General features: G+C 73.6%; 11 protein-coding genes. 4 read left to right on the top strand and 7 right to left on the bottom strand.

Annotated features, from left to right (window positions below; all coding sequences use genetic code 11):
* Positions 1 to 43: 43 nt before the first annotated feature.
* Entirely contained in the window at positions 44 to 1,066 is a 1,023-nt protein-coding gene (locus ABZU91_RS10195; protein WP_355236879.1) for a sulfite exporter TauE/SafE family protein, read from the bottom strand.
* Positions 1,067 to 1,208: 142 nt separating this feature from the next.
* A complete protein-coding gene (locus ABZU91_RS10190; protein WP_007462839.1) occupies positions 1,209 to 1,673 on the bottom strand; it encodes an Rrf2 family transcriptional regulator in 465 nt (154 codons plus the stop codon).
* 224 nt (positions 1,674 to 1,897) lie between these two features.
* On the opposite strand from ABZU91_RS10190, the gene ABZU91_RS10185 reads away from it, so the two are divergent.
* A complete protein-coding gene (locus tag ABZU91_RS10185; RefSeq protein ID WP_355236875.1) occupies positions 1,898 to 2,560 on the top strand; it encodes a YceI family protein in 663 nt (220 codons plus the stop codon).
* A 9-nt stretch (positions 2,561 to 2,569) separates the two neighbouring features.
* On the opposite strand, the gene ABZU91_RS10180 is transcribed toward ABZU91_RS10185, so the two are convergent.
* The 3 genes from ABZU91_RS10180 to ABZU91_RS10170 form a co-directional block, all read right to left on the bottom strand.
* On the bottom strand, positions 2,570 to 3,454 hold the full coding sequence (locus ABZU91_RS10180) for an acyl-CoA thioesterase II (RefSeq protein WP_355236872.1): 885 nt from the start codon (positions 3,452 to 3,454) through the stop codon (positions 2,570 to 2,572).
* On the bottom strand, positions 3,451 to 4,899 hold the full coding sequence (gene pyk / locus ABZU91_RS10175; RefSeq protein WP_355236869.1) for a pyruvate kinase: 1,449 nt from the start codon (positions 4,897 to 4,899) through the stop codon (positions 3,451 to 3,453). Before pyk ends, ABZU91_RS10180 begins: the two co-directional genes overlap by 4 nt.
* 315 nt (positions 4,900 to 5,214) lie before the next feature.
* The gene (locus ABZU91_RS10170) at positions 5,215 to 5,580 is read right to left on the bottom strand and encodes a YciI family protein (protein WP_355236867.1); all 366 of its coding nucleotides are present in this window, start codon (positions 5,578 to 5,580) and stop codon (positions 5,215 to 5,217) included.
* A gap of 227 nt (positions 5,581 to 5,807) precedes the next feature.
* On the opposite strand from ABZU91_RS10170, the gene ABZU91_RS10165 reads away from it, so the two are divergent.
* Positions 5,808 to 6,122 carry a hypothetical protein gene (locus tag ABZU91_RS10165; protein ID WP_355236864.1) on the top strand — a complete coding sequence of 105 codons (315 nt, stop codon included), beginning with the start codon at positions 5,808 to 5,810 and terminating at the stop codon, positions 6,120 to 6,122.
* Positions 6,119 to 6,622, top strand: coding sequence for a hypothetical protein (locus ABZU91_RS10160; protein WP_355236862.1), 504 nt, complete (start codon positions 6,119 to 6,121; stop codon positions 6,620 to 6,622). Before ABZU91_RS10165 ends, ABZU91_RS10160 begins: the two co-directional genes overlap by 4 nt.
* A 69-nt stretch (positions 6,623 to 6,691) precedes the next feature.
* On the opposite strand, the gene ABZU91_RS10155 is transcribed toward ABZU91_RS10160, so the two are convergent.
* A complete protein-coding gene (locus tag ABZU91_RS10155; protein WP_355236859.1) occupies positions 6,692 to 10,777 on the bottom strand; it encodes a CHAT domain-containing protein in 4,086 nt (1,361 codons plus the stop codon).
* A gap of 199 nt (positions 10,778 to 10,976) precedes the next feature.
* Between ABZU91_RS10155 and ABZU91_RS10150 the strand changes: the two genes are divergently transcribed.
* Positions 10,977 to 11,849, top strand: a complete 873-nt coding sequence (locus ABZU91_RS10150; RefSeq protein ID WP_355236856.1) for an aldo/keto reductase — start codon at positions 10,977 to 10,979, stop codon at positions 11,847 to 11,849.
* A gap of 24 nt (positions 11,850 to 11,873) precedes the next feature.
* Here ABZU91_RS10150 and ABZU91_RS10145 read toward each other — a convergent pair whose 3' ends face one another.
* Positions 11,874 to 12,263 carry a hypothetical protein gene (locus ABZU91_RS10145; protein ID WP_355236853.1) on the bottom strand — a complete coding sequence of 130 codons (390 nt, stop codon included), beginning with the start codon at positions 12,261 to 12,263 and terminating at the stop codon, positions 11,874 to 11,876.
* Positions 12,264 to 12,270: the final 7 nt, after the last annotated feature.

Genomic DNA, 12,270 nt, shown 5'->3' with positions numbered 1-12,270 from the left:
GTCAACGCGAAGGTGAGCTGTTCAGCAGAGGCCGCCGCGCGGGTCAGCGCACTCCCGGCGTTCCCGCCACGCTGAGATCGGCCGGTGCGCTGCCGTCGGCAGCGCCGGGGATGACAGAGGCCGACTCAGAAGACGCCGGCACTCCAGCGGCGGGTGCCGTGGCCGTCACGGTGGCAGCGGCGGTGGCGGTGGCAGCGGTGGCGCGGGCTTGGCGGGTACGACGCAGGGCTCGCACGGCGAAGACCAGCGCGGTCAGCCAACCGGCGGCCAGCAGGGCGTACAGGATGGGGCGGAGCGGGCCGTCCAGCTCGGCGGACCGGATCAGGGTGCGGGCGTTGGTCAGCACGATCACGCCACCGACCGCCGCGCCGAGCAGTTGGGCGGGCACGATGCGCACCAGCCAGGCTGCCAGCGGGGCGGCGATGAGCCCGCCGATCAGCAGGGCGACGACGGTGGGGAGCAGGAACCCCTCCGTGCCCAGCCCGATCAGGAAACCGATGCTGGCGGCACCCGCCACGACGAACTCGGCGGTGTCGACCGAGCCGATCACCTTGCGGGGCTCCATCCGGCCGGAGACCAACAACGCCGGAGTGGCGACCGGGCCCCACCCGCCGCCGCCGGTGGCGTCGACGAAGCCGGCGACCAGGCCCAGGGGCCCAAGGAAGCGTCCGCGCAGCCGTCCGCCGACCCGGCCGGTCCGCAGCGGTCGGGCGAAGCGCACCAGCAGGTACGTGCCCAGGGTGAAGAGGATGGCGGCCATCCAGGGCGCGGCTGACTCGGTGGAGATCGAGCTGAGCAGCGTGGCCCCGGCGAACGCGCCGACCGCGCCGGGCAGGGCGATGCGGGTCACGACCCGCCAGTCGACGTTGCCGAACCGCCAGTGCGCGACGCCGGCCGCGAGCGTGGTGCCGATCTCGGCCAGGTGCACCGACGCCGAGGCGGACGCGGGAGCGACCCCGACGACCAGCAGCAACGTGGACGAGGTCAACCCGTACGCCATACCGAGCGAACCATCGATCAACTGTGCGACGAGCCCGACCAGAGCGAGGACCAACAGCTTGCGCATGAGCGCCCCCTGACTTTTCGGTATCTCCTATCGACTTGGTCGACAATGCGGCACGGGGCAGCCCGGGTCAAGCCCCCGACCGGGGGATGGGACGTCGGCTCGGCCGCGCTCACGAGGGGCGGGCGTGGTGCCCGCTGCCCACTCAGATCCAGGCGCGCGGGTCGGCGGCCAGCTCGGTGACGCGGGCGGGCAGCGTGCCCGCTGCCACATCGGCGACGCTGACCAGTTCGAGGATCTCGCGCTCGCTGGCGCGCAGCGCGATCCAGACCTCCTGGAGGGCACGGGCCGGGCCGTGGTAGCCGAGCTGTTCGGGGCGTTGCCCCCGGACGTGCGCGAGCGGCCCGTCGATCACCCGGATCACCTCGGCGAGGGAGATCTCCTCGGCCGGACGGGCCAACCAGTAACCGCCCTCCGGACCACGCTGGGCGTGCACGATGCCACCCCGGCGCAGTTGCAACAGGATGCTCTCCAGGAACTTGGGCGGGATCTCCTGCGCGCGGGCGATCTGGTCGGCGGTGACCGGCCGGCCCCGCCCGGGGCCGCTGGCCGTCGCGGCGAGCTCGGCGGCCGCGCGGAGGGCGTAGTCGACCCGGGCGGAGAGACGCATGCCGGCAAGGTTAGCCCGCAGGTCATCCGCCGGGACCGGCGGCCCTCGGCCGATCGGTCACGCATCGACGAATAGCCAATAGCGCCGGAGCGAATGATCCACTACCCGGTGGGGCTCGAAACGCCGATTCCGAGCGTCCTTATGCTGGGCGGGCACCATGCCTGCCCGACCGGTTTCTGGGGCTCGGGCCAGACATCGATAAGACCCGGGGGAAAGGCAACACGATGGCCGATGTCGCCACACGCACCTGGGATGGCATGACCATCCCGATCGCCGGCACCTACCGCCTCGATCAGGCGCACAAGCGGATCGGTTTCCTGTCCCGGCACATGATGGTGAGCCCCGTACGCGGCGAGTTCGCCGAGGCGACCGCGGAGATCACGGTGGCGGAGGATCCGCTGCGCTCCGGGGTGACGGCCACCATCGCGTCGGCGAGCATCTCCACCGGAAGCGCCGACCGGGACACCCACCTGAAAAGCGCGGACTTCCTCGATGTGGAGCGTTACACCACTCTCGAATATCGAAGCACGGGCATCAAATGGCAGAGCAACGAAGACCCGATTTTCTACTGGGCACGCCTGCGTAACCACCGGCTTGGCGGACGAGGCAGAAGTCACAATCCCCCGCCGCAGTCCGAGCCCAATCGATTTGTGCTCACCGGAGAGTTGACGGTGAAGGGAATCACCCGCGCGGTGGACCTTCAGGTGAATTTTGGCGGCGCCCGTCAGGATCCGTACGGACAGAACATCTTCGGATTCAGCGCGACCGCCGAGATCAACCGGGAGGACTACGGCCTGCTCTGGAACGTCGCGTTGGAGAGCGGCGGCGTCCTGGTCGGCAAGACCGTACAGATCGAGATCGCCGGCGAGGCCATCCACCAGGCGTGACCGGTCGGGTCAGGCGCCGACGCGGCGCAGCAGACCCTCCTGTACGGCGCTGGCGATCTGCCGGCCGTCCGTGGTGAACATCCGGCCGGTCGCCAGCCCGCGCGCGCCGGACGCGGACGGGCTCCAGCAGTCGTAGAGGAACCACTCGTCGGCGCGGAACGGCCGGTGGAACCACAGCGCGTGGTCCAGGCTCGCGCCGACCACGCCACCCGGCCCCCACACCTCGCCGTGCACGGAGAGCACCGAGTCCAGCAGGGTGAGGTCGGAGGCGTAGGTGAGGGCGCACGCGTGCAGCAGTGGGTCGTCGGGCAACTTGCCGTCGATGCGCATCCAGACCCGCTGGTGCGGGTCGGCCGGCCGGTCACCGGGACGGACCCAACCGGGCTCCCCCACGTAGCGCACGTCGATCGGGCGGGGGATCTGCCCCCACATACCCAGGCGCTCCGGGTAACGGGAGAGCCGGTCGGACATGGTCGGCACGTCCTGCGGCGGGGGTACGTCCAGCGGGGCGGGAGCCTGGTGGTCCAACCCCTCCTCGGCCCGCTGGAACGACGCCGACATGAAGAAGATCGGCTTGTCGTGCTGGAGGGCTACCGCGCGGCGCACCGAGAACGACCGGCCGTCGCGGATGTTCTCCACCTGGTACTCGATGGGCTCGACGGGGTCGCCGGGGCGGACGAAGTAGCCGTGCAGCGAGTGCACGAACCGCTCCGGGTCCACCGTGCGGCCGGCGGCGACCAGGGCCTGACCGGCAACCTGGCCGCCGTACACCCGTTGTGGGCCGACCGGGGGGCTCATCCCCCGGAAGGCCATCTCCCCGGTCGGGTCGAGGTCCAGCACCTCCAGCAGCTGGTCGACAGCTGCCTGACCGACCGCGACCCGACCGTCGCTCACTGCAGCGCCCGCGCCGACGCGGCGTCGACCAGCGAACCGAGCTGGTGTACGCGCAGCGTGTTGGTCGAGCCGGGGGTGCCGGGCGGGCTGCCCGCCACGATCACCACGTAGTCGCCGGGGTTGGCCCGGTCGAGGCCGAGCAGCGCCTGGTCGACCTGGCGGAACATGTCGTCGGTGTGCTGCACGAACGGCATGAGGAAGGTCTCGACGCCCCAGGTGAGGGCGAGCTGGTCGCGCACCTCGGGGACCGGGGTGAAGGCCAGCAGCGGCAGGTCGCAGTGCAGGCGGGACAGCCGCCGCACGGTGTCGCCGGTCTGCGAGAACGCGACGAGCGCCTTGGCGTTGATGGCCCGGGCGATGGACGAGGCGGCGACGGTGAGCGCGCCACCGTGCGTACGCGGGTCGTGCTGCAACCGCGGCACGCCGATCGAACCCGCCTCGGTGGTCGTCACGATCTTGGCCATGGTGCTGACGGTGAGCACCGGGTACTTACCGACGCTCGTCTCGCCGGACAGCATGACCGCGTCCGCGCCGTCGAGCACCGCGTTGGCGACGTCGGACGCCTCCGCCCGGGTGGGGCGAGAGTTCTCGATCATGGAGTCGAGCATCTGGGTGGCCACGATGACCGGCTTGGCGTTCTCCCGGCACAGCTGCACGGCGCGCTTCTGCACCAGCGGGACCTCGTCCAGCGGCATCTCGACACCGAGGTCACCGCGGGCGACCATCACGCCGTCGAAGGCCAGCACGATGGCCTCAAGGTGCTCCACGGCCTCCGGCTTCTCGACCTTGGCCAGCACCGGCCGGAACACGCCCTCCTCGGCCATGATGCTGTGCACGAGCTTGATGTCCTCGGCCGAACGGACGAAGGACAGCGCCACGAGGTCGACGCCGAGCCCCAGGGAGAAGCGCAGGTCCTCGGCGTCCTTGTCCGACATCGCGGGCACGCTGACCGCCACGTTGGGCAGCGAGACGCCCTTGTTGTTGGAGACCGGGCCGCCCTCGGTGACCAGGCAACGGATGTCGTTGCCGGTGACGTCGGTGACCTCCACGGCGACACGGCCGTCGTCGATCAGCAGCCGGTCACCGGGCTTCACCTCGTGCGGCAGCCTGGTGTAGGTGCAGGAGACCCGCTCCTTGGTGCCGAGGATGTCGTCGCCGGTGATCACGACCGAGTCACCGGTGCGCCACTCGTGCGGGCCGTCGGCGAACTTGCCGAGCCGGATCTTGGGGCCCTGAAGGTCCGCGAGGACCGCCACCGGCTTGCCGGCGGCCTCGGACGCCTCCCGGACCAGCCGGTAGACGGCCTCGTGGTCCTCGTGGCTGCCGTGGCTGAAGTTGAGCCTCGCCACGTTCATGCCGGCCTCGACGAGGCCCCGGATGCGCTCCGGCGACGAGGTGGCGGGACCAAGAGTGCAGACGATCTTCGCGCGGCGTGTCACGCCCATCAGGCTAGTCTCTCCTTCGGGTCGGACTCGGGGCCGACCCCTTGCAGGCAGTGGAACAGGTGTCCAACGACGCGTGGCACGCGTCGGGCCGGCGGGCGCAAGCGCACCGGAACGTTGTGGCGACGGGCAACGGCGACCGCGCGCCGGGAATCGTACGCCTCCGCGCTGGGGCGGTGTCGGGGCGCTCCCGGCGGCGGCTCCCGGCGGCCCTCGAAGGCAGCCCGGCCGGGCCCGGGCACGCCCGGTTCGCGCGACCGTAGCACCGACGCGTGCCGCGCCACCGTCACCAGTACGACACCCTCGACGGGCCGACGGTCAGCCGCTGGTCTTGACCAGCGGGAACTCCAGCGAACCAGCCGGGCAGAGGAAGGTCAACACGTCCACCCGGTAGAGGCCGGCCTGCACCGCCGGGTCGGCCTCCAGCACGCTGCGTACGTCCTCGACGCTGCCGGTGCGGGCCAGCCCGAATCCGATCGGCGGCTCCGGCGTACGGGCCGGGCCGTCCACCGAGCCGGCGACCAGGATGATGCCCCGGCGCTGCAACGCCTGCATGTGCTCGGCGTGCTCGGCCTGCAACCGCTGCACGGTCTCCGGGGGCAGGGCCCGTCCGGCCGCGCCGGGATAGATCACGATGCACTCGTACGTGTCGAGCGCGAAGTCGACCTGCGGCACCTGCCCCATGGTCCTCCCTCCGCCGTCACGCCGGCACGCACCGGGCCGGCCGCCCGGGCCGGCGTCACCGGCACGCGCCCAGCGTCGCACGCCGACGAGGGCGGCACCGGTCGCTCCGCGCAACTGCCCCGGCCCGTCCCCGGGGTGCGCGGAGATGCGGACACGGCACGTCGACCTGTGCCGGTGTGGTCACCGGCTACGGTGGACGGTCCAGGTGTCGGTGGCGGGAGGTCGGGATGCGCGACGACGAGCCGGTGTCGAGCCCGCTGCCGTACGCCGAGGTGACGGACGAGGCCTACGCGACGCGGGCCGCAGCGGATTTCCGTCCCGAGGCGTTCGAGTTCGCGGTGGTGCTCAGCGGGCGCTGCCCCCGGTGCGGCCACACGAGCACCACCACCCTCGTGGACGAGGTGTACCGCAAGGACGCCGCGATCTCCGACAGCGGTTACCGGACGCTGCTGTGCGAGTGCGAGGCCGAGCACCCGGGGTGTCCCGCCGGGCTGCGGGGCTGCGGGGCGTACTGGACGCTGCGGCTGGAGGTCGAGGCGTGATCCGTCTTCGTCCCGGCCCGCCCGCGACGGTGGCCGACCTGCGCCGTGCGCAGCAGTTGGCCGGCCTGCTGCGCGGCGAGTTGGAGCGCGTACGAGCGGCGGCGGTGGCCTGGCGCAACGGCCTCGGTGGCCTGTTGGTGGCGCTGGTCGGGTTCAGCCTGATCCGGGGCCGTTCCGACGTGAGCACGCTCGCGCCGGGTTGGGGCGCGCTGGTCGGGGTGCTGCTGCTCGCCGCGCTGGTCGCGGGTGTGGCGGGAGCGCTCGCGCTGCTGCGCGCCGCGCACGGCCGGCTGACGGTCACCCCGGTGGCGGCTCTCCCGCCGGCCCCTCTCGGTGATCATCTGGAGGCCGTGGCGGCGGTCCGGTCCCTGCGCACGGGTGTGGGCCTGGTACTGCTGTGCACCACGCTGCTGGTCGCGGCGGTCGGTGTGACCTGGTACGCCCCCGCCTCCCCGGCCGCCCGCTCCCCCGCCGTCAGCCTGCCGGTCGACGCGACCTGAGCGGCCCGGCTGCGCTCCGAGCCGCCGCGCAGGGCGCGGCGACCGATCCGCTCGCCACCGTCCGGGAGGTCAGGGGCCGAGGTGGGCGTAGCCGGCCCAGGTGTCCGGATGGTCGGGCAGGGCGGCGCGGAGGCGACGGACCGCCGCGTGCAGGGCCACGGCGGCGCGATCCGGGTCGATCCCTCCGGGCACCGCCAATCCGTCGTACAGGTCGGTGCAGAGCCGCACCGTCAACGTGTCCGAGATGGACCACAGTGCGCCGATGACGTGCCGGAAGCCGGCCAGTTGGAACGCCGTGCCGAGCGTGAGCGCCTCGTCGGGCAGGGCTGCTCCGCCGCGTACCGTCTCGCAGGCGGAGAGGACTGCCAACGCCGCCGGGCGGCCAGCCGGGCGCCACAGGTCCCGCACACTCAGCGCGCCGCCCGCCAGCCCGAGGCGTCCCCGGGCCGGGGCGCGCAGGTCCTGCGTACCGTGACAGGACAGGTGCGCGACGGGCTGCTCGGGCAGGGCGGCGAGCACCGCCGCCGGGCTGGCCACCGGGCCGAGCAGGGAACGTACCCGGGGGACGTGCCGCCGGACGATCTCCTCCTCCCGCGCGACGCCGGGCAGATCGGCCAGGCCGGGCGTCTGCGGCATGCCGACGAACAGCGCCGCGTCGACCGGCCCGGGCCGGTCCGTGCCGCCCCGCCGTGCGTGCGTCAGCGCCCGCAGCGAGGCCGTGTACGACGGGACGACCCGGTCGAGCACCCCCTCGCCACGATCGAGCGGACCGGCCGCGTGCAGCGGCAGCAGGGTGAGCACGCCGGTGGGACACCACCACAGCCGAGGACCGCCACCGACCACCCCGGGCGACGACCCGGCCGCGGGCGTGGTGTCGGCGGGAAGGGCCGCCTCGAGTACGGGTGCGGCGACGACGCGCCACAGCCAGTCCAGGGTCTGGGCGACCCCGGCGCGGGCCACCGCGTGCCGACGGCGCACCTGCGGCTGCGGTACGTCCGCCGGCGGCGGCTCGGTGAGCTCCGCGATCGCGGTCAGGAAGCTCACCGTCCGGACGACCAACTCGGCCAGGGTCAGCTCCGGCAGCGGCACCACGGTGACCTGACCGTCGGCGACGACAAGCGCGTCGCAGCGCCGCGAGGCGACGTTGACCAGCACCACCGGGCCGGCGGCAGCGGCTCGGGCCAGCTCGACGAAGGGCGGCGGACGGAGGAACTCGGCGAAGCCGGGGCGGTCGCGGATCTCGCTCAGCAGGTGACGGCGGCGGGTGGCGAGGTCGTACCGCTGCTCCGGCGTCGCTCCGACCCCGGTGCCCGACACGCCCTCGCCAGTCAACCCGGCCGTCGACACCACCTGAACAGCCGACACCGGACCCGGCGGCACTGGCATTCCCGCCCGCGGCGCCGGGAAGTCGTCGAGGGCGGCCTGGAGGTCGGCGAGGCGGGCGGCCAGGCGGGGGGCCTGCGCGCGGAGCGCGGCCAGGTCGGCCCCCGCGTCGTGGGCGCGGGTGAGCAGCACGCCCCGGCCGTACTCGAGAAGTTCGACCGCGCGCTCCGGGCGGTCCAGGGCGATGGCGACCGCCGCGGCGTCGCTGGCCAGTCCGGGGAAACGCCCGAGCAGGCGGGTCTGGTCGTCGGGGTCCATACCGTGCCAGGCCACCAGGTCGATCAGCTCGATGGCGGTGGTGTACCCGTCGAGCGCGGCCGACAGGTCACCGGCCTGGGCGGCGTGCGACGCGTACCGGCCGGCGGCCGACGCCCGCAGCAGCGACGGCGCGGACTCGACCTGGGCGGCGGCGTGCAGCGCGGCAGTCGCCTCGGCCAACGCGGCCGAACCGCCCGCGCCGGAACCACCCGCTTCGGAGGAACCCGCGCTGGTGGTTTCCGTCGCCACGGCGTCGGGATCGGAGGCGGCCGCGGCGACCGCTTCGAGGGCGGTGGCCAGGTTGCTCAGGCACATGGTGCGGGCCGGATGCTCGGGGGTCAGTTCGTCGACCGCCCCCCGGTAGGCGGCCAGCATGGCGGTGGTGTCGGCGTCGGCGTGGCCGGCCTGGTGACGCAGCAGGAGGGCGTTGCCGAGGTTCGTGAGGATCCGGTGCCGGTCCGCGTCGGCCAGTGGCCGCCGGCTCAGTAGATCGAGCAGCCGCACCGCCTCGTCCAGCGCCGCCGGGTCACCGTGCAGGCGGTGCCGCAGCAGGTGGGCCAGCGCGTGGGTGCCGACCGTCTGGGCGTACTCGGTGGGGTCGGCCTCGTGTTCGGCCAGCTCGGCGGCCTCGCGCAGCGCGACCACGGCGGCCTCGGAGTCCCCGGCGACGCCGGCCGCGACCTCGTCGGCGGACCCGTCACCGGCGGGCAGCGCGCCGTCGACGAAGAGTTCGACCCGGCGGTTCAGGGCGGAGCCGTAGTTGGTCAGCGCCGGCAGGCGGTCCGGGTGACCGGGCGGCGTCGTGTCGATCACCTGCGCCAACACCTGGATCGCCTCGGTCAGGGTCGCCAGGTCCTGGGTGGAGCCGAACAGCGCGTGCAGCACCAGACCGAGGTTCGAGCGGTAGCGGGGCAGGGACGCGTCGTCCGGCGCGGCGGCAGCCACTGCCGATCGCAACGCGACCGCGGCCGACTCCAGCAGCGCCGGCTCCCCGGCCACGTCGGCGAGTTCGCGCAGGGTGTTGCCGAGGTTGTTGAGGATGTGCGGACGCAGCGGATCGGTACGGGGCAGCAGCCGTTCAGCCTCGGTCAACGCGTCACGGCCGGCGCGCAGCGCGTCCACCCCGTCGAGGTCGGCGTGGCCCAGGGCGAGCGCGCGGCCGAGGTCGGCGAGCCGGCGCGCCCGCTGCTCAGGGCCTCGCGCGGCGGCCACGCCGGCACGCAGCACCCGCACCGCCTCGGTGATGTCGTCGGCCCGCCGCCGCAGCTCGTACCGGCTCACCAGCAGACCGGCCGAGGCGTGCCGCAGCTCGCCGCCGTCCATCCCGTCGGGTGTCGTCCCGGACCCGGCGGCCGCCCGGTACGCGTCGATCGCCGCGTCGAGGTCGGCCGGGTCGGCGGCGGCCTGGTGCCGCTCGGCGAGCAGGGTGGCGAGGCCGACCTGGGCGGTGCCGGCGAGTTGCGGGTCGAGCCCACCGAATCCGGTCAACGCCGACCGGTACGCCTCGATGGCGGCGTCCCGTTCGGCGGGCAGGCGGTCGCGGAGGAACCGCTCGGCGAGGGCCGCGCCGTGCAGGGCGGCGACCCGGGGATCGGCGCTGTCCCGGGCCGCGGCGAAGGCGTCGACCGCCTCGTCGAGGTCGCCCGGCCGGCGGTGCAGCCGCCACCTGTCGCGCAGTCGTTGGCCGAGGTTCATCCGCGCCATCGTGCGCACCGGCGCGCCCGGGGCAGCGGTCCGCACCGCATCGCGCAGCGCTGTGATCGACTCGTCCAGCGCTGCGGGGTCGCGGTCCACCTCGTACGTGTCACCCAGGACGTTGCCGAGGTTGAACAGCCGTACGGGACGTTCCGGGTCGCCGACGCCGGTGGCCTCCAGGCTTTCCCGGTGCGCCTCGACGGCCGCCGCCAGGGCGCGCCGCCGGCCGAGATGCTGGAACTGGTCGCGGTGGACCCGCCCGAGGGCCGACAGGTAGTGCAGGCGCTCCGGCGCACCCGCCGGTGTGCCGGCCAACGCCTGCCGCAGCAGCGCCTCGGCCTGGTCGGCCGTTCGGTAGTCACGGCTGTTCTCGGCCGCGGCCATCAGCAGGACGGCCTCGACGTACCGGGCGTTCGACGCGTCGTCGCGGACGGCGGTGGCCGCGCGGGCGGGCCGCGGCGACCCCCCGGGGGCGTGCTGGGCGCGCAGTAACGCCAGCAGCGGCGGGGGCACCCGTTCCGGCGCGAAGCGCAGCAGGAACTCGGTGAGCCGCAGCGCCTGGTCGAGGTCGTCGGCGGCCTCGCCCGCCGGCAGCAGCCGGTAGCGGTACCAGTGCAGACCGGCCAGGAGGGACACGCCCTCGGCGACCCGCTCGGGCAGCGGCCGGTCCGTGGGCGTCTCGGTCACCAGGTCGACGACGGCCTCGGCATCGCGGATCGCGCCGGAGTCGAGGACCGCCCGAGGGTCGCCGGTGGCGGCGAAGCGGTCCAGTCGGTCCCGTAGCCGACCCACCGGGTCAGGTCTGAACCGTCGCCACATCGCGCCTCCCCCGGCCGGCCGCACGGACTCGGATCAGGCGTAGCAGACCGGACACGACGGGCGCTAGGGGTCATCGTTGTCGTGTCCCGACACACGATCGGGCGGGCGACGGCATGGCGGGCCGCTCCGGGGGAACGATCACGAGGTGGTCCGGTGGCGTCTCCGCCCCGCCACGGAGAAGACGAGGAAGGATGTGCGTATGGCGACCGACATCAGCAAGCAGCCCGCGAAGGCGTCCGGCACGTACCGGATCGGTGGCGAGGTCACCGTCAACCGGCTCGGGTACGGGGCGATGCAGCTCACCGGCCCGGGTGTGTGGGGCGATCCGAAGGACCCGGACGAGGCTCTGCGCGTGCTGCGCCGGGCGGTCGAGCTGGGCGTGACGTTCATCGACACCGCCGACTCGTACGGGCCGTTCGTGTCCGAGGTGCTGATCCGCGAGGCCCTGCACCCGTACGCCGAGGACCTGGTCATCGCGACCAAGGCCGGCTTGACCCGCTCGGGCCCGGGTGACTGGCGTGCGGTGGGCCGCCCGGAGTACCTGCGCCAGCAGTGCGAGCTGAGCCTGCGGCACCTGGGCCTGGACAGCATCCCGCTGTACCAGCTGCACCGGATCGACCCGCAGGTGCCGCTGGCGGACCAGTTGGGTGAGCTGGCGCTGCTGCGGCAGGAGGGCAAGATCCAGCACATCGGGCTGTCCGAGGTCAGCGTGGAGCAGATCGAGCAGTCGCGGGCGATCACCGAGATCGTCTCGGTGCAGAACGAGTACAACCTCGCCAACCGCAGCGCCGAGGACGTGCTGGACTACTGCGAACGCAACGACCTGGCGTTCATCCCGTGGTACCCGATCGCCACCGGCGAGCTGGCCCGGCCGGGCGGCCCGCTGGACGCGATCTCCAACGCGCACGGCGCGTCGCCTGCGCAGCTCGCCCTGGCGTGGCTGCTGCGCCGGTCGCCGGTGATGCTGCCGATCCCTGGCACGTCGTCGGTGGCGCACCTGGAGGAGAACGTCGGCGCCGCGGACGTACGGCTCACCGACGACGAGTTCGAGGCGCTGGCCAAGGCGAGCTGAGTCGCTGGTCCGGACGCCGCCGGTTCAGTCGGCGGCGTCCGGGCCGGGCTCGCGGGCGGCGCGCAACGCCTCGGTGGCCTGGGCCAGCAGGCGGGCCGAGTCGGTGCGCCCACTCACCTGCAACTCCACCTCGGTGTCCCCGGACTGGATCCGGATGCTGGCCTCGGTGCGCTGCTGGTCGACCCAGGACTGCAACAGGTTGAACAGCCCCGGCAGCAGCCCCTGGGCCAGCACCGCGATGATCACCGCGTCGCTGAAGCCGGGCCGTCCCCCGCCACCACCGGCGGCCCGGACCACCGGCCGGTACTCCGGACGGCGGTGGATCCAGGTCAGCAGGTCGACCGCCGCGGGCTGCCGCTGCCGGGGGTTGATCGTCAGCCGGATGGGCAGCCGCGCGGTGTCGCTGTCGGTCACGGTGGGT

Source organism: Micromonospora sp. NPDC005174 (genome assembly GCF_040608495.1).
Classification (GTDB): Bacteria; Actinomycetota; Actinomycetes; order Mycobacteriales; family Micromonosporaceae; genus Micromonospora.
The sequence above is the reverse complement of the archived record's forward strand: the minus strand, read 5'-3'. Positions and strand labels throughout refer to the sequence as shown.

Excerpts from the sequence above, each read along its gene's own strand:
- ABZU91_RS10170 (WP_355236867.1), bottom strand. The coding sequence starts at position 5,580 with ATGGGGCAGGTGCCGCAGGTCGACTTCGCGCTCGACACGTACGAGTGC.
- ABZU91_RS10190 (WP_007462839.1), bottom strand. The coding sequence starts at position 1,673 with ATGCGTCTCTCCGCCCGGGTCGACTACGCCCTCCGCGCGGCCGCCGAG.
- ABZU91_RS10155 (WP_355236859.1), bottom strand. The coding sequence starts at position 10,777 with ATGTGGCGACGGTTCAGACCTGACCCGGTGGGTCGGCTACGGGACCGA.
- ABZU91_RS10195 (WP_355236879.1), bottom strand. The coding sequence starts at position 1,066 with ATGCGCAAGCTGTTGGTCCTCGCTCTGGTCGGGCTCGTCGCACAGTTG.
- ABZU91_RS10185 (WP_355236875.1), top strand. The coding sequence starts at position 1,898 with ATGGCCGATGTCGCCACACGCACCTGGGATGGCATGACCATCCCGATC.
- ABZU91_RS10165 (WP_355236864.1), top strand. The coding sequence starts at position 5,808 with ATGCGCGACGACGAGCCGGTGTCGAGCCCGCTGCCGTACGCCGAGGTG.
- ABZU91_RS10150 (WP_355236856.1), top strand. The coding sequence starts at position 10,977 with ATGGCGACCGACATCAGCAAGCAGCCCGCGAAGGCGTCCGGCACGTAC.
- pyk (WP_355236869.1), bottom strand. The coding sequence starts at position 4,899 with ATGGGCGTGACACGCCGCGCGAAGATCGTCTGCACTCTTGGTCCCGCC.